The organism is Saccharopolyspora kobensis (assembly GCF_900108315.1).
In the GTDB taxonomy this organism is placed as follows: Bacteria; Actinomycetota; Actinomycetes; order Mycobacteriales; family Pseudonocardiaceae; genus Saccharopolyspora; species Saccharopolyspora kobensis.
This window is the reverse complement of the sequence record NZ_FNVB01000015.1, coordinates 81,403-104,225: the sequence shown is the minus strand read 5'-3', so window position 1 is coordinate 104,225 and position 22,823 is coordinate 81,403. Positions and strand designations below refer to the sequence as shown.

General features: G+C 71.4%; 21 protein-coding genes. 16 read left to right on the top strand and 5 right to left on the bottom strand.

Annotated features, from left to right (window positions below):
- Nucleotides 1-67: 67 nt before the first annotated feature.
- The gene (locus C4T78_RS34045) at nt 68-1,237 is read right to left on the bottom strand and encodes an NAD(P)/FAD-dependent oxidoreductase (RefSeq protein ID WP_093357685.1); all 1,170 of its coding nucleotides are present in this window, start codon (nt 1,235-1,237) and stop codon (nt 68-70) included.
- A 74-nt stretch (nt 1,238-1,311) separates the two neighbouring features.
- On the bottom strand, nt 1,312-2,238 hold the full coding sequence (locus C4T78_RS34040; RefSeq protein WP_093357686.1) for a zinc-binding dehydrogenase: 927 nt from the start codon (nt 2,236-2,238) through the stop codon (nt 1,312-1,314).
- A gap of 77 nt (nt 2,239-2,315) precedes the next feature.
- Here C4T78_RS34040 and C4T78_RS34035 point away from each other — a divergent pair, with 77 nt between their 5' ends.
- A complete protein-coding gene (locus C4T78_RS34035) occupies nt 2,316-2,951 on the top strand; it encodes a TetR/AcrR family transcriptional regulator (protein WP_093357688.1) in 636 nt (211 codons plus the stop codon).
- Nucleotides 2,952-2,974: 23 nt separating this feature from the next.
- On the opposite strand, the gene C4T78_RS34030 is transcribed toward C4T78_RS34035, so the two are convergent.
- Entirely contained in the window at nt 2,975-3,823 is an 849-nt protein-coding gene (locus tag C4T78_RS34030) for a helix-turn-helix domain-containing protein (RefSeq protein ID WP_093357833.1), read from the bottom strand.
- 101 nt (nt 3,824-3,924) lie between these two features.
- Here C4T78_RS34030 and C4T78_RS34025 point away from each other — a divergent pair, with 101 nt between their 5' ends.
- The 6 genes from C4T78_RS34025 (at nt 3,925) to C4T78_RS34000 (ending at nt 8,572) form a co-directional block, all read left to right on the top strand.
- Nucleotides 3,925-4,470 (top strand): YceI family protein, encoded by a 546-nt coding sequence (locus C4T78_RS34025; protein ID WP_093357689.1) that lies wholly within the window; start codon nt 3,925-3,927, stop codon nt 4,468-4,470.
- 204 nt (nt 4,471-4,674) lie between these two features.
- Nucleotides 4,675-5,025 carry a hypothetical protein gene (locus tag C4T78_RS34020; protein WP_143186026.1) on the top strand — a complete coding sequence of 117 codons (351 nt, stop codon included), beginning with the start codon at nt 4,675-4,677 and terminating at the stop codon, nt 5,023-5,025.
- A 468-nt stretch (nt 5,026-5,493) separates the two neighbouring features.
- Nucleotides 5,494-6,039, top strand: a complete 546-nt coding sequence (locus tag C4T78_RS34015) for a M23 family metallopeptidase (RefSeq protein ID WP_093357692.1) — start codon at nt 5,494-5,496, stop codon at nt 6,037-6,039.
- 258 nt (nt 6,040-6,297) lie between these two features.
- Complete coding sequence (locus C4T78_RS34010; protein ID WP_093357694.1) at nt 6,298-7,110, top strand: DUF4231 domain-containing protein; 813 nt, start codon at nt 6,298-6,300, stop codon at nt 7,108-7,110.
- Nucleotides 7,111-7,275: 165 nt separating this feature from the next.
- The gene (locus C4T78_RS36690) at nt 7,276-7,986 is read left to right on the top strand and encodes a hypothetical protein (protein ID WP_177247790.1); all 711 of its coding nucleotides are present in this window, start codon (nt 7,276-7,278) and stop codon (nt 7,984-7,986) included.
- Between the two features lie 343 nt (nt 7,987-8,329).
- Nucleotides 8,330-8,572, top strand: a complete 243-nt coding sequence (locus tag C4T78_RS34000; RefSeq protein WP_143186029.1) for a hypothetical protein — start codon at nt 8,330-8,332, stop codon at nt 8,570-8,572.
- A 130-nt stretch (nt 8,573-8,702) separates the two neighbouring features.
- On the opposite strand, the gene C4T78_RS33995 is transcribed toward C4T78_RS34000, so the two are convergent.
- On the bottom strand, nt 8,703-9,191 hold the full coding sequence (locus C4T78_RS33995) for an inorganic diphosphatase (RefSeq protein WP_093156441.1): 489 nt from the start codon (nt 9,189-9,191) through the stop codon (nt 8,703-8,705).
- A 146-nt stretch (nt 9,192-9,337) separates the two neighbouring features.
- Between C4T78_RS33995 and dacB the strand changes: the two genes are divergently transcribed.
- The 9 genes from dacB to folK all read left to right on the top strand — a co-directional run bounded on the left by dacB (nt 9,338) and on the right by folK (nt 21,225).
- Entirely contained in the window at nt 9,338-13,018 is a 3,681-nt protein-coding gene (gene dacB, locus C4T78_RS33990; protein ID WP_093357698.1) for a D-alanyl-D-alanine carboxypeptidase/D-alanyl-D-alanine endopeptidase, read from the top strand.
- Between the two features lie 54 nt (nt 13,019-13,072).
- Entirely contained in the window at nt 13,073-14,185 is a 1,113-nt protein-coding gene (locus C4T78_RS33985) for an Rv3626c family coenzyme F420 biosynthesis-associated protein (RefSeq protein WP_093357700.1), read from the top strand.
- A 54-nt stretch (nt 14,186-14,239) separates the two neighbouring features.
- Nucleotides 14,240-15,226: a tRNA lysidine(34) synthetase TilS gene (gene tilS, locus C4T78_RS33980; protein ID WP_093357701.1), complete on the top strand. Its 987-nt coding sequence runs from the start codon at nt 14,240-14,242 to the stop codon at nt 15,224-15,226.
- Between the two features lie 70 nt (nt 15,227-15,296).
- On the top strand, nt 15,297-15,851 hold the full coding sequence (gene hpt, locus C4T78_RS33975; protein WP_093156448.1) for a hypoxanthine phosphoribosyltransferase: 555 nt from the start codon (nt 15,297-15,299) through the stop codon (nt 15,849-15,851).
- Between the two features lie 412 nt (nt 15,852-16,263).
- Nucleotides 16,264-18,603, top strand: a complete 2,340-nt coding sequence (gene ftsH, locus C4T78_RS33970) for an ATP-dependent zinc metalloprotease FtsH (protein WP_093357703.1) — start codon at nt 16,264-16,266, stop codon at nt 18,601-18,603.
- Between the two features lie 69 nt (nt 18,604-18,672).
- Nucleotides 18,673-19,287, top strand: a complete 615-nt coding sequence (gene folE, locus C4T78_RS33965; RefSeq protein WP_235863839.1) for a GTP cyclohydrolase I FolE — start codon at nt 18,673-18,675, stop codon at nt 19,285-19,287.
- On the top strand, nt 19,287-20,135 hold the full coding sequence (gene folP / locus C4T78_RS33960) for a dihydropteroate synthase (RefSeq protein WP_093357706.1): 849 nt from the start codon (nt 19,287-19,289) through the stop codon (nt 20,133-20,135). The genes folE and folP overlap by 1 nt, the downstream gene beginning before the upstream one ends.
- Complete coding sequence (gene folB / locus C4T78_RS33955) at nt 20,128-20,517, top strand: dihydroneopterin aldolase (protein WP_093357707.1); 390 nt, start codon at nt 20,128-20,130, stop codon at nt 20,515-20,517. Before folP ends, folB begins: the two co-directional genes overlap by 8 nt.
- A gap of 213 nt (nt 20,518-20,730) precedes the next feature.
- On the top strand, nt 20,731-21,225 hold the full coding sequence (gene folK / locus C4T78_RS33950) for a 2-amino-4-hydroxy-6-hydroxymethyldihydropteridine diphosphokinase (protein WP_093357708.1): 495 nt from the start codon (nt 20,731-20,733) through the stop codon (nt 21,223-21,225).
- A 601-nt stretch (nt 21,226-21,826) separates the two neighbouring features.
- Here the strand turns inward: folK and C4T78_RS33945 are convergent.
- On the bottom strand, nt 21,827-22,771 hold the full coding sequence (locus C4T78_RS33945; RefSeq protein ID WP_093357834.1) for a MerR family transcriptional regulator: 945 nt from the start codon (nt 22,769-22,771) through the stop codon (nt 21,827-21,829).
- Nucleotides 22,772-22,823: the final 52 nt, after the last annotated feature.

Below are 22,823 nucleotides of genomic sequence, written 5' to 3'. Positions count from 1 at the left end.
GGGGGGGCTATAGCACCCCAAACCACTCACGGGCTCTGACCAGGCGCGGGAGGGTGCTCTCGGTTGGTCAGAGGCTGGCGTAGATGTCGTTGTAGAGGTGGCGGGCTCGGGTTCGGAGGGCTTCGGGGTCTTGGCCTTCGAAGCGGGTTGGGGCGAGGGTGTGCAGGTCCGGGAAGCGGGGGTCCTTGTCGAGGAGCTGGTCGACCAGGGCTCGGGCCGCTCCTCCTGCTGAGGTCACCCAGATCGCCACTGCCGACCACAGGCCTTCGATGTTCGGGATCGGGCCGAGGAAGGGGAGATTGTCCGGGGTCACGGCGAACATGCCGTTGAGGCGTTCTGCCGGGTTGAATGGCGTTGGCAGCAGACGCATCGCGCGGTGCACCGCCTCGTCGAAAACCTCTCCCGGCCACGGTTTCTCGGCGCTGGCGCCGAGGTCGTCCTGCGGGACCGGCTGGATCGCGTGGTTGTAGGTGCCCAGGCCGAGGCGGCCGCCGTGGTGGCGGGTGTAGACCTGGTGCTCCGGCCAGCGCACGAACGGTGCTGCCGGAGCCGAAGCGGTTTCGGGGCCGTAGACGTACGGGTGGGCGAAGGACGTCAGCGGCAGCTGGACGTCGACCATCGCCGCGAGCTGCGGGCCCCAGATGCCGCCCGCCAGGACCACGTCGTCGGCCGGGTAGGTGTCGGTCTCGGTGCGGACCGCGGCGGCGCGGTTCCCGCTCAGCTCGATGCCGATGACGGTGGCGTCGTGGACGAACCGGGCGTTGCTGCGCTTGCGCAGGGCCGCGGTGAGGATGTCGGGGCGGGCCGCGCCGTCCGCGGTGAAGTGCAGGCCTCGGTGGCAGTGCTCGGGGTTGATCAGATCCGGTGCCAGGGCCACCGTTTCGGCCGCGTCCAGCAGTCGGTGCGGGAGGCCCGCCGCGGCTGCGAGTTCCGCTCTCTTCGTGAGCTTCTCCGCCGCTTCCGGGCTTCCCGCGACCTCCACGCCGCCGACCCGCTCGAAGCCGCGCGTGCCGTCCAGCTCCAGGTCGTCGTAGAGCTCGGCGCTCGCGCGCGCCAGTTCGGTCAGCACCGGGATCTCGTTGAGCAATCCCACGAAACCGGGTGCCAGGCCGGTCGAACCCGCCAGCCGGCCGACCGGCCCTCGGTCCAGCACCGTCACCGAGACGTCGTCGGGCAGCAGCGCCGCGATCGACGATCCGACGATTCCGCCGCCGATCACCACGATCTTCCTAGCCATGCCCACAACCTACGTGAGGTTTCGGATGGCGTGAAAACCGTTTCGGTACTGCACGATTCGCCTAGTCGGGACGATCAGGCGATCTCCAGGACCGCCTTGCCGTGCAGGGTCCGGCCGAGCAGGGCGTCGACGGCTTCCTCGGCTCGCTCCCAGGTGTCGCGCCACGAGACCTGCGGGTCGAGCTCGCCCGCCGCGACGCGCTCGGCCAGCCAGGTCAGGTCGGGGGCGAGATTCCGGTGGCTGAGCAAGAAGAACGTGACGATCGAGCGGTTGTACCTGCCCCAGTCGCCGTACATGGCGCCGTGCGGGAAGTGCTCGGCCTGGCCCGCGGAGTGCCCGATCGCGACCAGCGTGCCGTTCTCCGCGAGCCGGTCGTGGGCCGCGACCAGCTGGGGGCCGCCGACCATGTCGAGCACGCCGTCCACGATGCCGGATTCCGACGGGTCGGAAACGACTTCGTGGGCACCGAGCGCGCGCAGGCCCGCCGCGTGCGCGGCCGGGTTGCCGGTCGACGCGGTGATGTGCGCGCCGCCCATCTTGGCGAGCTGCACGGCGTAGCGGCCCGTTCCGCCGGTGGCGCCGGTGATCAGCAGCTTCCTGCCGAGGACCGGGCCGACGCGGTGCAGCGCGCGCAGTGCGGTGGCCGCCGCCACCGGAATGGTGCTGATGGCGCCGAGGTCGGCTCCCGGCGGCACGATGCCGATCAGATCCGCGTCCACGGCGCGGTACTCGGCCCAGCCGCCGTCCGCGGCGAGCGTGACGACCGGGGTGCCTGCGGCCGGGCCGGAGCCGTCGGCGGCGGGGCGCTCGACCACCCCGGCCGCGTCCCAGCCGAGCACAGTCCCCTCGGGCGCGCGCTCGATGCCCACCTTGACCTCGCCGAAGTTGAGGGAGGTCGCGACCACCCTGACCAGCGCTTGGTTCGGTGCGGGCTCGGGCACGGGAGCTTCGCCGAGGCGGAGACCGCTGGGCGTGGAGCGGTCGACGAGGAGTGCGCGCATGGGAACCTCCGGAAAGAAAATGTTACTGAGTGCCAAAAGTTTATGAGTAACGTTCGGTGTGCGGTAAACTGTTTGTGATGAGCACCTCACCACCCGCCTCGCTCCGCGAGCGCAAGAAGCAGCGCACCCGGCAGGCGTTGATCGACACCGCGCTGGCGAAGTTCACCGAGCAGGGCTTCGACGGCACCACGCTCGACGAGCTGTGCGAGGCGGTCGAGGTCTCGAAGACCACGTTCTTCCGCTACTTCGGCGGCAAGGAGGACGTGGCGCTGGCCCCGGTCGAGGACATGTGGACCGCGTTCGTCGCGGACCTCGGAGCGCGCGAGCCCGGCAGCCGGTCCCTGATCGAGGTGCTGCAGGAATCCCTGCTCAGCGCGTTGTCCGGGATGCCCGGCGAGGACTGGGCGCAGCGGCTGCTGCTGAGCAGGCGGATCGCCGCCGGGATGCCGTCCATCGACGCGCACGGCAAGCACTTCTGCGAGCGGACCACCAACGAGGCGGTCGACGTGCTGCGGGCGCGGTTCGGCCTGTCCGACGAGGTCGACCTGCGCGCGCGGCTGGCGATGGACCTGGTGATCGCCGCGTTCCACCGCGCGCTGGAGCTGTGGTTGCAGCGCGCGGACTCGCACACCCGCGAGGAGCTCGCCGACTGCGTCCGGGAGGTGTTCGCCGCCGTTCCCGGCGTGCTGGAGGTGTCCGTCGACTCAGCCTGAGCGCCCGGCTCCGCGATGGTCGCTCAGACGGCGCGCAGCGCTCCGGGCTGGCGGCCGTTGAGCCGGTCGAGGGCCCGGGAGGTCACGTCGTCGCCCGGCACGTAGACGGCCAGGCGCTGGGAGTCGAGGTCGGCCAGGTCCATGATCTCGAAGTTCAGCAGCAGCTCGCCGACCTCCGGGTGCACCCACCGCTCCGACCCGGAGCGCAGCGCCGGGGTGGGCGATCTGCGGAACCGGTCGGTGAACTCGCTGCCGACCGCGGACAGCTCCGCGACCAGCTGCATCGAGTGCGGGTCCTGCTCGTGGGAGCCGAGTTTGAGGTGGTTGGCCTGCGCGTCCGCGAGCAGCGGCCAGTCCGGGTGCGCGTCGCGGGCGCGGGGATCGGTGAACAGGTAGCGCGGCAGGTTCGGCGGCTCGCCGTCCAGGACGCCGAGCGGGCCCGCGAGCCGCTGGTAGCCGGCGGTGTGGGCGAGCACGTCGCCGATGCGGTTGATCACCAGCGCGGGGCTCGGTTCGAGCCGGTCGAGGACCGCTCGCACACCCGGCCGCACCTGCTGGACCGGCGGTTCGGCCACGCTCGGGCACAGCGCGGTCGGCTTGTTGTGGCCGAGGATCACCCACAGCTGCTCGCGGTCGGTCACCGACAGCTGCAGCGCTCCGACCAGGGCGGACAGCACCTCCGGCGACGGGTGGCGGTCGCGGCCCTGCTCGAGCCTGGTCAGGTACTCGACGCTGATCCCGGCCAGCATGGCCAGCTCGGATCGCCGCAACCCCGGCGTGCGCCGCCGCGTCCCTGCGGGCAGCCCTACGTCCGCGGGCTGCACCGCTTCGCGGCGGGCCCGCAGGAAGTCGCCGAACTGGTTCTCGCGCACCACTCCAACCTAATGCCTCCTATCCGGCGGAGGGTGTCCCTGGGAGGACCAGTCTCCGCGCGGTCTCCCCGGCGCCGGGCCGGAGCAGCAGTGTTGGCGGCATGACCTCTCGAACCAACGCACTCCCGCTCATCGCCGGCCGCTGGGCGCTCGACTCGTTGCACTCCTCGGTCGGCTTCGCGATCCGGCACCTCGGCGTGTCCAAGGTTCGCGGCCGGTTCACCGCGTTCGACGCCGAACTCGTCGTCGGCGAGACGCTGGCGGACAGCTCGATCACCGCGACCGTCGAGCTCGCCTCCATCGACACCGGCAACGCCGACCGCGACGCGCACGTCCTCGCCAATGACATGCTCGACGTCGAGAAGCGCCCCACCATGTCCTTCCGCTCCACCGGCATCCGCGGCGACGGCGAGGAGTGGACGCTCGACGGTGAGCTCACCATCGGCGAGGTGACCCGGCAGATCAGCTTCGCCGTGGAGTTCGGCGGCGTCGAGGACGTCTTCGACGGCAGCAGGCACGCCGGGTTCGAGGCGACCGGGCAGATCCGGCGCAGCGACTTCGGCATCGGCTTCGGCGCGGGCGAGGCGATCCTGGGCGACGTCGTCAAGATCCAGCTGGACGTGCAGTTCGTCGAACCGGCGGAGTGACGCCCCCACGACGGTCATCGGCTCCGTCGTCGCTGGTCAGAGGCCGTGAGCGTTTTGTGGTGCTATAGCCCCCCAAAACGCTCACGGCCGTTGTGCAGGCGGAACGTCCCGGCTCGGCTGCGTGATCGCTGGTGGTGGCGTGCGTATCGTGGCCGTACCGCTTCGGGAGGGGGAACGTGTCCCAGCGCCGCTACCGAGGTCATGGTGGACGGGGATCGGCTCGACGACCTGCGGGCCTTGGCGCGGGGCGGCGACGACCGCGCGTTCGCGACGCTCATGGAGCTGCTGTTCCGCACCGACCGTGTCGATCAGCTGCGCGCGGAGGTCGATGAGTTCGCGAGCGCGCGGCTGTGGCTGGCGCAGCTGCATCTCCGCCGCGGTGAGGTCGATGCCGGGCTCGCCGAGCTCGCGGCCGCGGAGCTCGATCCCGAGCGCGCGCTCCGAGCGGATCGCGCAGCTGCTCCGGTTCGGCCGGGTGGCGGAAGTCCGCGCGATGGCCGAGGCCGGGGACCGGGTCGCCGCCCGGCGGCTGCGGCAGGCCGAGCGGGAGCGTGATCGCGCGTGGTAGCCGCGCATGGTGGCACCACTCGTTCGAGTGGAACCGGTCGATCGCGAGATCAACTGGTGAGGTGCGCCGGAGCGGCCGGTGCGGATTAGCTCGATCCGGTGACCTTCGGTGTGGCGGAGGGGTGAATCCGGGGTCTCGCGCCCGGTCGGCACCGTCCGTGAGGAGTGGAACGGTCTTCGGATTCTTCGCCGGTGCGGTTCACCGATAATCGCGACCACTGTGGACTCTCGGTGTTCGCGGTGCTTTCTTGTGGCGGACTTTCGGAGTCGTTCGGACGAGTCGTGGAATTCGCCCCGACTCATGCCATCGGACCAATTCCGGAATGCGTTCCCGGAGCGCCTCGGCTGGAATCTCCCCGGGCCGCCCCGCGCCGGATCGATCCGAATTCGGCGCGCCTGCGCCAATTCAGCCCGGCCACCGCCCGGTGCGGCGGATGGCGGGAGGAGTGGAATCCGATGGCAATTCGAGAGAGGACCGCGCTCGGCGGCCTCACCGTCCTGTTCGCGGTCAGCATCGGCGGCATCGCCACCGATCTGTCCGCCGCCGTCACCGCGCCCGCCGCGCGCACCGTTCCCGCGGCCTACTTCGCTGCTCCGCGGCCTGCGCCGGACGAGGAGTGGGTGGCGCCGACCGAGGGCGAGATCAGCAGCGGCTTCGGCGAGCGGTGGGGATCGGTGCACCACGGCGTCGACGTGGCCAACGAGGTGGGGACGCCGATCCGGGCCGCTTCGGCGGGAGTCGTCATCGATTTCGGCCCGGCGAGCGGATACGGCTTGTGGATCAGGATCGAGCACCCGCACGACGTCATTTCCACCTACGGCCACATCGACACCGGATTCGTGGCGGTCGGGCAATCCGTGCGGGCCGGTGAGCTGATCGCGACGATGGGAGATCGCGGCGAATCCACCGGACCGCACCTGCACTTCCAGCTGGACGTCGCGGGCGTGCCCGTCGATCCGGTGCGGTTCTACGCCGAGCGGGACGCCGAATTGCTCGGCTGATCCGCCGGACCCGGTTGCGAGGCGCGCGGCGGGCGCTGCCACAGTGTCAGGCCCGGAGCCGGTCGCGCCGCCGGTGATCGCGCCACCCGCTGTTATCACTGCGGAGTATCGCGCGGCGATCGACCTGCGAATCCAGCGGCGATCACCCGGCGCAGCCGGACGTGGTCCGGAAGGCCGAACCTCCCATCACCCTCCTGGCCGATTGTCGTGGTGCTCCGGAAGCTACTTCGATCGCATCAACGCGCTGGAAGGATAGTGATGGAGCGAGTGGACACAGCCGGCATCGTCGGCGGCGGCGTGCTCTCCGGAGAGCACCGGCCCGCGGACTGGGACCGCCGGATCGCCGAGCGTTCCGAGCAGCTCTACCGCAACCGCATGGTCCAGCGGTTGCTGCTGCTCTGGGCGGTGCCCGGCAACCTGCTGCTGATCGTCCTCGGGGTGGTCGCGCTGGCGTTATGGGGCATCGCGGTACCGGCCGCGGTGATGTTCGCGCTGGCGGTCGCCTCGATCGGGGTGGCGGCGAAGTTCGTCTACCGGCAGCACTTTAGGGTTCGCGCGGTGGAAGCAGAACTGCGTGCGCTGGAGCACGGCTACCGCGAGCACCTGCTGGACGAACTCGGCGACGGGGACCTGCTGGCCGCGCACAAGCGCTACCGCGCGCAGCTCCCGGAGCTGGTCGAGCGCTACCGCGGCGAGGCCCGGCGCGACCGGTGGAAGGACAACGCCCTGCAGACGGTGGTGGTCGGCGGCTCGATAGTCGCCGCGGTGGTGACCGCGACGGCGGTGTCCGTTGTGGACGTTCGCTGGGTGGCGGCGGTGCTGAGCCTGCTGGTCGCGGTGGCCGCGGCCTTCGCCGGGTACGCCAAGTACCGGGATCGCGCGCAGGCGTTGCAGCAGACCGCGGATTCCCTGGAGCGGGAGTACGAAGCGGTGGAGCTGCGGGTCGGCCGGTACCGCAGGTTCGACCGCGAGCGCGAGGCGTACGCGGAGTTCGCCGATGCCGTGGACGCGCTGCGGGCCGAGCAGGTGCGGCGGTTGCCGTCGGCAGCGGTCGACGCGCCCGGCCAGTAGTCGCGATAGGCGTCATGTCGCTCGAAAGTGGGGCGCATGAACGGCGATTCGGTCACTCGGCGTTTACATTTCCCACTTGCGTGATCGCTGAATAGTGGAGGTTGATCCTTCCGTAATCTCCGCCGCGGACACAGGAAGTCGGCCTGTGCAGAGAGGAGCATTGCGATGAAGCGCACCCTTACGGCCGCGGCCGCAGTACTGGTCAGCGGTGCCGGTGCCGTTGGCTTCGCCGGCGCCGCGAACGCCGAAACCCCGCAGCTGCCCGCCGAACTGCCCACGGACAACAACCTCGCGCAGACCGCGTTCCACGCCGCGGGCACGCTGCACTCCGCGCAGCAGACCGTCGGCGACGTGGTTCCGCTGGGCAAGCAGCTCTCCGGCCGCAGCGGCGACCAGGTCGGCGGTCTCGCCGGTGGCGCGCTCGCCGGGCTGACGCAGGGCGACGTGGTCGGCAACCTCGCGGGCAAGACCCTCGGCAGCCTGCCGGTCGGCGATGTCGTCCCGGCCGGGCAGACGCTGCCCGCGGGCCGCAGCGGCGCGGAGCAGCTGCTGCCGCCCGGCGTCGCCCCGGCGCTGGAGCAGCTGCAGCCCAGCACCCCGCAGACCAAGCCCGCACCGCTGCCCGCGCAGGACGTGAACGTGGTCGGCGAGACGGTCAACGGCGTGGTCGGCACGACCCCGCTGGGCCGCACCGGCGACCTGCTGGGCGTCGCCGAAGGCACCACCGGCGTCGTCAGCGACCTGACCGGCGGTCTGCCGCAGACCCTGCCGGTCGGCCGCGCCACCCCGGACGTCCTGCCGGGAGGCACCGGGGAGAAGGTCAACGACCTGCTCGCCCACGGCCCGCTCGGCGGCGTCAACCAGCTCGGCAGCTGATCCACCGCGGCGGACCGGGCGCCTCCGCCCGCGCCGGAACGCCGTAGTGCCCAGGGCGGCCCCGAAGTCCGCGCTGCCCGATCGGCGGGCGCGGACCGAACCGGCCGACGCCGGTAGCCCCCGGACGAAGACCCGATGGCCCTCGCGATGTCGCGGGGGCCATCGCTGTTCTCGACCGTCAACTGTGGACGAAGCGGGAACTTTGCCCGGAATGTCCCGGTGTTCCGGTGCTCGGCTGGGCTGAACGCGTGAACCGGCGCTGGGCCGAACGGGTGGAGAGCCGCCGGGCTGCATCATGACGCGGCTGCTCGCGCATTTCCCCTCCGCGACGGGAGGGGACGCGATGTTGTGGTCGATTGCAGTGGTCGCGGTGGGGCTGGCGCTGGCTGTGCCCGGAGCCCGCAGGTACCTGCTCCGGCGCCGGGCGGTGACCCGGGCGCGGACCGAGCTGGCCTGGTTCTACCAGCGGCGCCCGGAGCGCGAGCGGTTCACGCCGGGCAGCGGGAAGCACGCTTCGACGGTTCCGGTGGTGGTGCTGCGCCGGGTCGACGGCACGCCGCTGGGACATGTGCCGCGGCCTCGCTGACGCGGACTCCACAGAGTTGTCCACAGGTTGGGCGAGTTATCCCCAGGGCTGTGGACAACTGGGTCTGCGCCGCGCAAAACAAAGCCCTCCCTCGCGCGAAGCGGGGAGGGCTCGTTTTGCGGGCCGGGTTTCAGTGACCCTGCTCCTTGAGCCGCTCGTACGAGCGCTTGATCTCCTCTTCGGCCTCCGTGCGGCCGACCCAGGTCGCGCCTTCCACGCTCTTGCCCGGTTCCAGGTCCTTGTACACCTCGAAGAAGTGCTGGATCTCCAGCCGGTAGAACTCGGAGAGGTGGTGGATGTCGCGGAGGTGCTCCTGGCGCGGGTCGTCCGAGGGCACGCAGATGACCTTGTCGTCGCCGCCCTTCTCGTCCCGCATCCGGAACATGCCGATGGCGCGCGACTTGATCAGGCAGCCCGGGAAGGTCGGCTCCTGCACCAGCACCAGCGCGTCCAACGGGTCGCCGTCCTCGCCGAGGGTGTCCTCGATGAATCCGTAGTCGGCCGGGTACTGGGTGGCGGTGAACAGCGTGCGGTCGAGGCGGATCCGCCCCGTCTCGTGGTCCACCTCGTACTTGTTCCGGTTCCCCTTGGGGATCTCGATCGTGACGTCGAAGTCCACGCGGTTCCTCACTCGTCTTGCGTCGGATGCAGCCGCCCGCTCCGGTGCGCGGCCACGTCTAGTGTGGACCACGGCAGCGCACCGAGCCCCACCGCAGTGCGGGAGCTCGCAATCTGGCAGGCTGGCGATCCGTCGAGGAGGAGCACGTGCCCGAACCCCAGAACAACCGGGGTGAGGTGGCCGAAACCGGCGCTCGGGCGTCGTCGTCGGACAACGAGAGCCCAAGCCCAACCGCTGCGTCGTCGCCGAACCGACCTGCGGAAGCCCCCGCCCCGGAGGCGTCGGACACCACCCCACCAGAGCCCGAGCGCACCGCGGAAACCGCCGAGCAGCCGGACGGTGCTGAGACGAAGCGCACAGCCGCGGTGTCGAAGCGCGTGTCGGGTGCGCTGGTCGAGCCGGAAGCGGAGACGGCGCGGTTGCAGACCGTCGAGGACGAGCGCGAGACGGCACGGCTGAAGACCGTCGAAGGCGAGCGCGAGACAGCGCGGTTGCAGACCGTCGAAGGCGAGCGCGAGACCGCTCGGCTGAAGACCGGCGAGGGCCAGGACGCCAGCGCCTCGAAGCGCGTCGCGGGAAACCTCTCTGACGAGCCGGAAGCCGCCGAGGACGCAGCTGCGGAGCCTGCTGACGACGAAGCCTCCGCCGAGCCGACCGATGACGACGCCGTCGAAGCGGCGGACAGCGCCGATCGAGGTGCTTCCGAGGAATCGGGGAGCGACTCCTCGCGGCAGGGGAGCCCGGACGATTCGGAATCCGCTGATCAGGACGCCGCCACCGAGGAACCGAGCCAGCCCGAATCCGCTGCACAGGACGACGAGGCGGCTGCCGAGCCGAGCGAGGACGAGCCCTCGGAATCCGCTGCTGACCCCGACGACAGCACTGCTGGTGCTGAGAGCAGCACGGTGAACGGGCGCGTCACCGGAACCGTCGATGTCGACGGTGCGGAACCGGAACCCGCCGCCGAACCGGCTCAGGGCGACGCGGACTCCGCCGACGGTTCGGAACCCGGTGGTGAAACGGCATCCGATGCCGTTGCCGAAGAGGAACAGCCCGCCGAGAGCTCCGATGAGCCGGAGGCCGCCGACGGTTCGGAACCCGGTGGTGAAACGGCATCCGATGCCGTTGCCGAAGAGGAACAGCCCGCCGAGAGCTCCGATGAGCCGGAGGCCGCCGACGAGAGCTCTTCGGAGACCGCTTCGGCGAGTGATGTTTCCGCTGGTGAAAATGCCGACGTCGACACAGGGGCGGCTGGAGGGGCTTCGCCGGAGGGCGATGCAGAGCGGTCGGCCGCTGACGAGGACACCGCCGAGGCCGACTCGACGAGCAGCGAGCCCGCCGACGAGTCGGCAGGCGACGCGGAAGCCGCCGAGCAGTCCACCGCCGATGAGCCGGAGGCTGCCGAAGATCGGTCGGACGACGTCGAGGAGAGCGTCGCCGAAGCTTCGGCGAACGGTGATTCCGCTGGTGAGCAGGCTGCCGAGCCCACCGCCGAGCAGCCTGCCGTCGCCGACGAACAGCCCGCCACCGAGCAGCCTGCGGAGGCAACCGACGAGAAGACTCCGTCGGAAGACGCGAGCGAGCAGTCGGACGACGCGGCCGAGACCGTCTCGGTGAGCGTTGTTTCCGCTGATGAGAAGCCTGCCGACCAGGACGGTGAGCAGGCGCCGTCGGACGGTGCCGATGAGGAGTCGGTGTCCTGGCCTTCGGCCGAAGAAGCTCCAGCGGAGGACGTCGCCGACGAGTCCGCTCCGGACGACGACGCGGAGGACGGCCCCACCGGGCCGGTCGTTCCGCCGCCGACCGCTGTCGAGCAGACCCAGCAGTTCAAGCCGATCACCGACGCGGCGCCGCCGGCTGTCGAGCAGACGCAGGCGATCGGCCGGGTCGACAGCACGCAGCAGATGCCGCGGGTGCCCGCCGCTCCCGAGGAGCGGGCGTCCGAGAGCACCCAGCTGATCGCCAAGGTGCCCGCCGAGACGGAGGTGGAGCGCACCACCCGGCTCGAACTCTCCGACCTCGCCGAGCTGCGGAAATCCGCCGACCCGGGCCCGGCGACGCAGCGGATCCCGGTGGTGCCGCCGGTCGAGCCCGCAGAGCGGACCCAGCAGTTCGCCCGCCCGGACTTCAACGCTCCGCGCCCGGCGTCACCGGCCGACTTCGCCGGCCTGACCGCCCCGGCCGCGTCGTCGGGGGACTCCGCCGGGCTGGACGCGCCGACCGCGTCGCCGGGCGACTTCCCCGGGTTGAGCGCGCCGACCGCGTCGCCCGACGACTTCGCCGGGCTCACCGCGCCGCACGTCAAGCCGCAGGCACCGACCCCGCCGCCGGTCGCCTCGCCCGAGGACTTCGCCGGACTGCGGGCGCGGCCCGAGCGCATCGACCCGCCGAACGCGGCCCCCGTCGCCGGGCTGCGGGCGCAGCCGCAGCACGTCGGGCAGGCGCAGCCCGCCGCTCCGGCGAAGCGGAGCCGCAAGGGGCTCATCGCCGTCGCCGCGGTGGTCGTCGTGCTGCTCGCCGCGGGCATCGGCTTCGGGCCGCAGCTGCTGCTGCAGGCGCAGATCGAGGATCCGCCGCCGCCCGTCCGGCTCGACCCGTCGATCAAGCCGCTGGCCCGGGACACACCGCAACCCACGCCGTCCGGCGTCGCGGCGGTGCTGGCCGGTCCGCTGAGCAACCCGGCGCTGGGCACCCTCGCCGGGACCGTGCGGGACGCCCGCACCGGGCAGGTGCTGTGGTCGCAGACCCCGGACCAGGCGCTGGTCCCGGCCTCGACCGGCAAGCTGCTCGCGATGAGCGCGGCGCTGCTCGTCCTCGACCACGACCAGCGGTTGACCACCAAGGTGGTGCGCGGCAGCCAGCCGGGCAGCGTGGTGCTGGTCGGCGGCGGCGACGTGACGCTGTCCACGCTGCCGCCCGGCCAGGAGTCGGTGTACCCGGGAGCCGCCCGGTTCGACGACCTGATCCAGCAGGTGCGGGACGCGACCGGCGGGAACGTGACCTCGGTGCAGGTGGACACCAGCCGCTACAAGGAGCCGGACCTGGCGAAGGGCTGGCTGCCGGGCGACGTGCGCGCCGGGATGATGGCGCCGATGGAGCCGGTGATGCTCAACGGCGGCCGCGACGACCCGACCCAGGAGTACAGCCCGCGCAGCGAGCAGCCGGCGAGGCAGGCCGCGCAGCGGCTCGCCGACGCCTTCGGCGCGACGGTGGCCGGGGAGGTCACGGCGCCGGGCAACGGGGAGGTCCTCGGCCAGGTGCAGTCGCCGACGGTGCAGGAGATGGTCGACATCGCGATGCTGCACTCGGACAACATGCTCGCCGAGGTGCTCGCGCACGAGGTGGCCATCGCGACCGGTCACTACCCGTCGTTCGAGGGCTCGTGGCAGGCCGTGCGCAAGGTGCTGGCGGACCACGGCTTCGACGTCTCCGGCACCGAGATGGCCGACGGCAGCGGGCTGTCGGTCGACGACCGCGCCACGCCCAAGCTGCTCGCGGAGCTGCTGACCACGGCGACCACGGAGGCCAGCCCGGAGGGCGGGCTGCCGCCGCAGGCCGCGAAGCTGCGGGGCCTGCTGACCGGGCTGCCGGTGGCGGGCGGCAGCGGCAGCCTGGAGGGCCGCTACGGCAGCAGCGACGGCCGCGGCTGGGTGCGGGCGAAGACCGGCACCTTGACCGGCGTCAACAGCCTGGCGGGCACGGTCGTGACGAAGGACGGCAGGCTGCTGGTGTTCGCGCTGATGTCCAACGGCCCGGGCACGCCGGACGAGGGGCGCAAGGCGCTGGACGCCGTCACCGGAGCGCTGCACAGCTGCGGCTGCCGCTGAACGTCGCGGCCGAGCCCGGCGACAGGGCACCGAGCAGCGGGTACGGTCGGTCGTGTGAACGCCCGACCTTCCACCCTGCCGACGCCGGGCGCGGCGGGGGAGCACCGGCCGCTGGACTGGAACGTCGCCGTCGCCACCGCGGTCCGGCTGATGAAGCCGGGTCCCGAGGTGCCGCGAGCGGAGGCTGAGCAGGCGGTCCGCTCGCTGCGCCGGTTCAGCGTCGAGGCCGAGAGCCACGTGCGCGACGTGACCGGGCTCGGCCAGGAGCTGCCGATCATCGCGGGTGACGTCGTGGACCGGCCGGCCTGGGTGCACGGCGCGGCGCACGGCCTGGCCGCCCTGACCGATGCTGCGCTGTCCTCGGCCGATGCCCGGATGCAGCGCGTCGACGACCTCTTCGCCGGGCTGAGCTCCCGCAGCGCCGGGGTGCAGGCCGGGCTCGTGCTCGCCTACCTCGGCGGCAAGGTGCTGGGGCAGTTCGACCCGTACGGCGAGTCCGGCGCGGCCGGGCAGCGCGGCCGGCTGCTGCTGGTCGCGCCGAACATCGTCGCGGCCCAGCGCTCCCTCGGCGTGCCCGCCGACGACTTCTCGATGTGGGTGTGCCTGCACGAATCCACGCACCGGCTGCAGTTCAACGCGGTGCCGTGGCTGCGCGAGCACTTCTCCGAGAGCCTCGGCGTCCTGCTCGCGGAGATGGAGGGCACCACCGGTGAGCTGCTGAGCAGGCTGCCGACGGTGCTGCGCGAAGCCCGCGCGGCCCGTTCCGGCGACTCCAGCCCCGGCATGCTCGGCGTGATCGAACTGCTGCAGACGCCCCAGCAGCGCCTCGCCCTGGACCGCATCATCGCGATCTCCACGCTCCTGGAGGGCCACGCGGACCACGTGATGGACGCGGTGGGCCCGCGAGTGGTGCCGAGCGTGGCGACGATCCGCAGCCGCTTCACCGAACGCCGCAAGGGCGGCGGCCTGCTCGACCGCATCCTGCGCAGCCTCCTCGGCGTGGACGCGAAGATCCGCCAGTACGCCCAGGGCGCGGCCTTCACCCGCCACGTCGTCGACGAGGTGGGCATGACCGGCTTCAACGCCGTCTGGACCTCACCGGAGCACCTGCCCACCCGCTCCGAGATCTCCGCGCCCGACACCTGGATCCGCCGCATCCACGGCTGAGGCCGGTCGAAGGGCGCGGGCGTCGTTCCCTCCGGTGGGCGGGAGAATGGCGGCGTGCCGCCGCCTCCCGCCGTCAGCGCCGTCCGCGGCGCCGTCCGGCGCCTGCTCGGCTCCGCCGAGGCCGCGCCGTTCCGGGGCGCTCCGCTGGTCGTCGCGTGCTCCGGCGGCGCCGACTCGCTGGCGCTCGCCGCTGCCGCCTCGCACGCCGCCCGGCACGCGGGCGTCGCGCTCCGCGCTGTCGTGGTGGATCACGGCCTCCAGGCGGGCTCCGCCGACGTCGCCGCTCGCGCGGCTCAGCAGCTCACCGGGCTCGGCGCCGTTGCCGAGGTGGTGCGGGTGCAGGTCGGGGGCGTCGGCGGGCCCGAGGCCGCCGCGCGCCGCGCGCGGTACCGGGTGCTGCGCGAGAAGCGGCCGCCCGGCTCGCTCGTCCTGCTCGGGCACACCCTCGACGACCAGGCCGAAACCGTGCTGCTCGGGTTGGGGCGCGGTTCGGGTGCCCGGTCGATCTCGGGGATGCGGCCGGTGGATCCGCCGTGGGCGCGGCCGTTCCTGGGCGTGCGGCGGGAGACCACCGAGGCGGCCTGCCGGGAGCTCGGGCTCGAACCCTGGCGCGATCCGCACAACGCCGATGCCCGGTTCACCCGTGTGCGGTTGCGCACAGAAGTTCTTCCCCTGATGGAAGACGTCCTGCAAGGTGGCGTTCACGAAGCGTTGGCCCGGACCGCGCAGCAGCTGCGGGAGGACGCCGACGCGCTGGACGCGCTGGCCGCCGCCGAGCGCCGCCGGGTCGCCGCAGGTGATGGGCTGGATGCCTTGGCGCTGAAGGAGATTCCGGCCGCGCTGCGGCGTCGGGTGCTGAAGGCGTGGCTGCTCGACCGGGGCGTGCCGGAGGTGACCGATGCGCACCTGCGGGCCGCCGACGCGCTGGTGTCGGACTGGCGCGGGCAGGGCGGGCCGAGGTTGCCGGGTGACTTTGTGCTTTCCCGCGCGCATGGCACGCTTCAAGTCGGAGGGGCGGGTCGCAAGCCGCCGAATGGCTGACGGGGCGACGCGCTTGTCCGACACCGGGGCGGGCAGCACCGGAGATCCGACGACGAGGGGAAGCCGGGCCGTGTACGACGGCGACATTGCTTCTGTGCTCATCAGCGAGCAGCAGATCAAGGACAAGGTCACCGAGTTGGCCAAGCAGGTCGACGAGGACTACCAGCAGGCCGGTGGGGATCTGCTGCTGGTGGGCGTGCTCAAGGGCGCGGTGATGTTCATGACCGACTTCGCGCGGGCGCTGCCGCAGCCCGCCCAGCTGGAGTTCATGGCGGTCAGCTCGTACGGCTCGTCGACCTCCTCGTCCGGGGTGGTGCGGATCCTGAAGGACCTGGACCGCGACATCGCGGGCAGGCACGTGCTGATCGTCGAGGACATCATCGACTCCGGGCTGACGCTGTCCTGGCTGCTGAAGAACCTCAGCTCGCGCAACCCCGCCTCGCTGGAGGTGTGCACGCTGCTGCGCAAGCCGGACGCGGTGCAGGTCGACGTGCCGGTGCGCTACGTCGGCTTCGACATCCCGAACGAGTTCGTGGTCGGCTACGGCCTGGACTACGCGGAGCGCTACCGTGACCTGCCTTACATCGGCACGCTGGACCCGAAGGTCTACACCTCCGGCATCTGAGCGTTCTCAGAGCCTGTTGGTGCGCGAGTTGTCGCTTGGCGGAACCTGCGGGAGGCCCTCCTGATGTATGACCGAATGCACAGCGGAGCAGCGGTCCTCGCCAGGAAGCCTCTCGGAGCCCGCGGTGGTTACTTCGCGTAGCCGCTCCGAGCGGCCGCCGCCGCTTGCGCGAGCGCGGACGGTATTCGCCGACGGGCTCTCGGGCGTGCCCGGTTCGACCCTCCTGCCCCGCGCGGGCGGGTCGACCGGATACGCTGTTCAACCTGTGTCGGGTTCGGCGTGGTCGGGCCCGCGCATCGGCCGGTACGCTGGTCTGAAGGGGTTGACGGCGACGATGAAGTGTGTCTGCCGAGCAGCCGTCGCCCGAAGTGACAGTCAGGGAGGGTCGAGGCCGCCCGCCGGCCGCAAGTGAATGGACCGAAAGCGCCTGCTCCGCAATCCGCTGCTGTGGATCCTCATCGCTTTTCTGTTGATCTTGTCCTTCAACGTGCTCTTCGACGAGACGCGCGCCTACCGCGAAGTCTCCACGTCGCAGGCGCTCGAGCAGATCGCTCAGGGCAAGGTCAAGGAAGCGACCATCGAGGACAAGGAGCAGCGGGTCCGGCTGACCCTTAATGACGGCCAGAACTTCGATGGCAGCAACCAGCTGATCGCGCAGTACCCCGCGGGGGCCACCGACAAGGTGGTCGACGAGATCCGCAACGCGCACGTGCCGGTGTGGAACACCAAGGTCTCCCAGGACTCGTTCTGGGTGCAGATGCTGTTCTACCTGGTGCCCATCGGCCTGCTCGTGCTGCTGCTGATGTGGATGATGAACAACGTCCAGGGCGGCGGGAACCGCGTCCTGAACTTCGGCAAGTCCAAGGCCAAGCAGCTCACCAAGGACATGCCCAAGACGCTGTTCACCGACGTCGCCGGCGCCGATGAGGCCGTCGAGGAACTGCACGAGATCAAGGACTTCCTGCAGAACCCCGGCCGCTACCAGGCGCTGGGCGCGAAGATCCCGAAGGGCGTGCTGCTCTACGGCCCGCCCGGCACCGGTAAGACGCTGCTCGCGCGCGCGGTCGCCGGTGAGGCCGGAGTGCCGTTCTACTCCATCTCCGGGTCCGACTTCGTCGAGATGTTCGTCGGTGTCGGTGCCTCCCGCGTTCGCGACCTGTTCGAGCAGGCCAAGCAGAACGCGCCCTGCATCATCTTCGTCGACGAGATCGACGCGGTCGGCCGCCAGCGCGGCGCCGGCCTCGGCGGCGGGCACGACGAGCGGGAGCAGACCCTCAACCAGCTGCTGGTCGAGATGGACGGCTTCGACTCGCGCGGCGGCATCATCCTGATCGCCGCCACCAACCGCCCGGACATCCTGGACCCGGCGCTGCTGCGCCCGGGCCGCTTCGACCGGCAGATCCCGGTGTCCGCGCCCGACCTGCGCGGCCGCCGCGCGATCCTGGGCGTGCACTCCAAGGGCAAGCCGCTGGCCCAGGACGTCGACATGGAGAGCCTGGCCAAGCGCACCGTCGGCTTCTCCGGCGCCGACCTGGAGAACGTGGTCAACGAGGCCGCGCTGCTCACCGCGCGGGAGAACGGCCAGCTGATCACCGCCGCGGCCATGGAGGAAGCGGTCGACCGGGTGGTCGGCGGACCGCGCCGCAAGAGCAAGATCGTCTCCGAGCGGGACAAGAAGATCACCGCTTACCACGAGGGCGGGCACGCGCTCGCCGCGTGGGCGATGCCCGACCTGGAGCCGGTCTACAAGCTGACGATCCTGCCGCGCGGTCGCACCGGCGGGCACGCCCTCGTCGTCCCCGAGGACGACAAGGACATGATGACCCGCTCGGAGATGATCGCCCGGCTGGTGTTCGCGCTGGGCGGCCGCTCCGCGGAGGAGCTGATCTTCCACGAGCCCACCACCGGTGCCTCCAGCGACATCGAGCAGGCCACCAAGATCGCCCGCGCGATGGTCACCGAGTACGGCATGACCGCCCGCCTGGGCGCGGTGAAGTACGGCAAGGAGGAGGGCGACCCGTTCCTGGGCCGCACCGCCGGCCAGCAGCCGAACTACTCGCTCGAGGTCGCGCACGAGATCGACGAGGAGGTGCGGCGCCTCATCGAGGCCGCGCACACCGAGGCGTGGGAGGTGCTCAGCACCTACCGCGACGTGCTCGACGACCTGGTGCTGGAGCTCATCGAGAAGGAGACGCTGAACCGCAAGGACCTGGAGCGGATCTTCGCCCGCGTGGAGAAGCGGCCCAGGATCACCGCGTTCAACGACTTCGGTGGTCGCACGCCGTCGGACAAGCCGCCGATCAAGACCCCCGGCGAGCTGGCCAAGGAGCGCGGCGAGCCGTGGCCGCCGGTCAAGGAGGAGCCGACCCCGGCTCCCGCCGCACCGGCGAACCAGAACGGCGCCCAGCCGAACTACGGCCAGCAGGAGCCGACGCCTGCCGGTGCCGGTGCCAACCAGGGCACCGTGCAGATCCAGCAGCCGCAGCCCGGCCAGTACGGCCAGCCGCCGCAGGCGGTGCCGCCGAACTACGGCGCGCCGCCCGGGTGGACCCCGGCGACCACGCCGTCGGGCTCGTCCAACTACTCCGGTGGCCAGCAGCAGTACAACTGGACGCCGTCCTGGGAGCGCGGGCCGCAGCAGGCCGAGCACCCGGCGACGCCGGAGTCCGGCGAGCAGCAGGCCGAGCAGGCTCCGCGCCAGGAGGGCTCGGACCCGGCTCAGGAGAACGGCAGCGGCAACCAGAGCCGCTGACACCGGATCGCCGCACGGCGATCCGGTCAGTGGAGGAACGAAGAATTGACCAGTTCGGTCGACGAGCCGATCGGGGCGGGAGGCGACTCCCGTCCCGACGGCTCTTTTCATGCGCCCCAGTTCGATCACGCGCGCGCCGAGGCCGCGGTGCGCGAGCTGCTGCTCGCCGCCGGTGAGGACCCGGAGCGGGAGGGCCTGCGCGACACGCCCGCCCGCGTGGCCCGCGCCTACCAGGAGCTCTTCGCCGGGCTCTACACCAACCCGGACGAGGTCCTGGACAAGACCTTCGACGAGGCCCACGAAGAACTCGTCCTGGTCCGCGACATCCCGGTGTACTCGCAGTGCGAGCACCACCTGCTGCCCTTCCACGGGTACGCGCACGTGGGGTACATCCCGAACGAGAAGGGGCGGGTGACCGGGCTGTCGAAGCTGGCCCGGCTGGTCGACCTCTACGCCAAGCGGCCGCAGGTGCAGGAGCGGTTGACCTCGCAGGTCGCCGATGCGCTGGTGCGCAGGCTGGAGCCGCGCGGCGTGATCGTGGTGATCGACGCCGAGCACCTGTGCATGGGCATGCGCGGCGTGCGCAAGGCCGGTTCCACCACCACGACGTCGGCGGTGCGCGGCCAGTTCCGCAGCTCGGCGTCCTCGCGCTCCGAGGCGTTGTCCCTGATCAGGGGACGCTGATGCATCCGCGGTTGCCGCAGCCGGCGCGGTGCGCGGTGATGGGCGTGCTGAACGTGACGCCGGATTCGTTCTCCGACGGCGGGCGCTACCTGGACCGGGACGCGGCCGTCGCGCACGGTGTGGAGATGCACCGGCTGGGCGCCGACATCATCGACGTCGGCGGCGAGTCGACGCGGCCCGGCTCCGAGCGCGTCGACGCCGACACCGAGATCGGCCGGGTGCTGCCGGTGGTCCGCGAGCTGGTCGCGGCGGGCGTGCCGGTCAGCGTCGACACCACCCGCGCCGCGGTCGCGGCGGCCACCGCGGAGGCCGGGGCGGCGGTGATCAACGACGTCTCCGGCGGGCTGGCCGATCCGGACATGGCGCGCGTGGCCGCCGACACCGGGCTGCCGTGGGTGCTGATGCACTGGCGCGGTCACAGCAAGGACATGAACAGCCTGGCCGACTACTCCGACGTGGTCGCCGAGGTGCGCGACGAGCTGCTGCGGCAGGTCGACACCGCGCTGCGGGCCGGAGTGGCGGCGGAGGCCGTCGTGCTGGATCCGGGCCTGGGCTTCGCGAAGACCGGGCGGCACGACTGGCAGCTCCTGCAGCGGCTGGACGCCTTCGTCGAGCTGGGTTTCCCGGTGCTGGTCGGGGCTTCGCGCAAGCGCTTCCTGGGCAAGCTGCTGGCCGACGCCGACGGAGCCCCGCGACCGCCCGCCGGGCGCGAGACGGCGACCGCGGTGGTCTCGGCGCTGGCCGCCGACCGCGGCGCGTGGGGCGTGCGAGTGCACGACGTTCGGCAATCGTTGGACGCCGTCGCGGTGACCGCCGCGTGGCGCAGCGGAGGGGAGTTCGGTGGCTGACCGGATCACGCTGACCGGCCTGAAGGTTCGCGGCAACCACGGCGTCTTCGACCACGAGAAGCGCGACGGGCAGGACTTCTTCGTCGACATCACGGTGTGGATCGACCTCGGTGAGGCCGCCTCCAGCGACGACCTGGCCAAGACGGTGCACTACGGGGAGCTGGCCGAGCGCGCGGCGGCGATCGTGGCCGGGCCGCCGAAGGACCTGATCGAGGCGGTGGCCGGCGAGATCGCCGATGACGTGATGACCGACGAGCGGGTGTACGCCACCGAGGTCACCATCCACAAGCCGAGCGCGCCGATCCCGCTGACCTTCGCCGACGTGGCGGTGACCATCCGCCGCTCCCGCCGCGGTGGCCGCGGCCAGGTCATCCCGGCGTGAGCAACTTCAATGGAAATCAGGTCGTCGATTTCAATGGAAGTTGCCCCACCGTCGGCGTGTCGGGCACCTGACACGCCGACCGCGCGTTGGATTCTGCGCAATTTCAATGGAAATCAGACGTGCGATTTCCATTGAAATTGCGGTAGGTGTCGGTGTGTCGGGATCCGACGCGCCGATGATGTCCCCGGCAAGGACCGCACGAGGAGGACGCTGATGAGCAGGGCAGTGCTTTCGCTGGGCTCGAACCTCGGGGACCGGCTCAGCTACTTGCGGATCGCCGTCGAGGGGTTCGCCGACGTGCTGGTGGCGGCCTCGCCGGTGTACGAGACCGCGCCGTGGGGCGTCACCGATCAACCGGACTTCCTCAACGCGGTGCTCGTCGTGGAATCGCCCGAGCTGGACGAGTGGGGCTGGCTGCGGCGCGGCCAGCAGCTGGAGCAGCAGGCGGAACGGGTTCGCGAGCAGCGCTGGGGGCCGCGCACGCTGGACGTCGACGTGGTCAGCGTGGACGACGTCCGCAGCGAGGACCCGGAACTCCTGCTCCCGCACCCGGGAACGCCGAGCCGCGCGACGGTGCTGATCCCCTGGCTGGCGATCGACCCGGACGCCGTGCTTCCCGGCCACGGCCGGGTTTCCGAGCTCCTCGACGCCCTGCCGCCCGCCGAGATCGCCGACGTGCACCTCCGCTCGGACCTGTCGCTGACCTGATTCAGAACGGGCTCGCCTCCGCCGGTTCCGCCGGTTCCTTCGGGGGCAGGACCCGCTGGCGTCGTTCGCCGCTTACTGTCCACTTCGGACGTCGCTTGTGGTCGGTGGGTGGTTCCACCGGGCTCCGCACCGCCGCCGGGTCCACCTCGACGCGGCCGCCTTGGTCGGAATAGCCCCGGGATCGACCAGCCGGACGGCGCCACGCCGACCGCCTTGATCACCCGGGCGACCCAATGCGACGGAAAACTCCTTGCTGCGCAAGGGGATCGAGGCGGTGCTGGACACGCTCAGCGCGGCACCAGGTCATCCGGCTGCGCGGCGGCCTCGACGACGGTCGACAGCGGACTCCGGTGGAGACCTGCGACGTCGGCGCCACCCGAGAACGCATCCGCCAGCTGGAGCGCCGGGTGCTCCGCAAGATGACGGAACCTGCCAGAGCCGCTCGGCTACGTCGGCCGACACAGTTCCACGCTAGTTCTGCGCGGCGGGTTCCCCGTGCGAGGGCCGTCCTCGCACGGGGAACCGCTGAGAACCGGCAGCGGCGCATGCCGTTGGTGCGATGCGCAGCCGGGGACCGGGATTCAGGTCCTCGGCACCTAGATCACTGCGCGGAAGCCCGCAGCGCGGCGGCGAGCCAGCGCGTCGCCTCGTCGGTGACCGGGTGCTGCGGCCAGTCGTTGATGACCGCCAGCAGCTCCCAGTAGCGGGACAGCCGCGAGTCGTGGCCCTCGTAGTGGTCGGCCATCTCGCGGCGGAACTCCGGCGTGTCCGGCTTCTTCCACTGCTCGGTGGCCAGCGCGATCAGCCGGTCGACCAGCGCCCGGGCCTCGGCGCTGTCCGGCGCCACGCCCGACTCGACGGAGGTCCTCGCCTCGTCGGTGATCGCCCACCACTTGGGCGCCTCGTCCTGCTCGACCATCGCCTCGCCCGCGTCGCGGCGGGCGGACTGCTCCCGGTAGAGCCCGCGCACCGTCTCCCGGAAGTCCTCGTCCTGCACCAGTTCGGCCAGCTCGATCCAGGCCTCCAGCTGCTCGGTGCTCGGGTCGTCGGGCAGGTTCGGCTTCGCCGAGCGCATCCACTCGGTGAACTCCTGGCTCACGTTCAGGCCCGCTTCCGAGCTCACCTCGTCCCAGAACTCGTCGATGAGCCGGTTGCGCTCCTCGTCGGACATCTTCGCCAGTTCCTGCATGAGTCTTACCTCCTCGGTCGTTCGGTCGAGCTTCACGACCGCCCGCAGCACGGCTCGCCGAGTCCGCAGCACGCGCATCTGCTCCTCCAGCAGCCCCAGGTGGGCGCCCGCCAGCTGCGCGAGCGTCGTCTCGCGGGCCAGCACGCGCTTGACCTCGTCCAGCCCGGCCCCCAGTTCGCGCAGCGTGCGCACCAGTTCCAGGCGGCTGACGGCGGTCACGTCGTACTGGCGGTAGCCGGCCGCGGTCCGGTCGGTGGGCGGCACCACGCCGGTGTCGGAGTAGAACCGGATCGTCTTCACGCTCAGTCCGGTGCGACGGGCCAGTTCGCCGATCGTGTAGCGGGCGGTGTCGTTCACGTCGTCCACCTTCGACCCTCCTGTCGGGGGAGACTCAAGACGATTTTTCGCA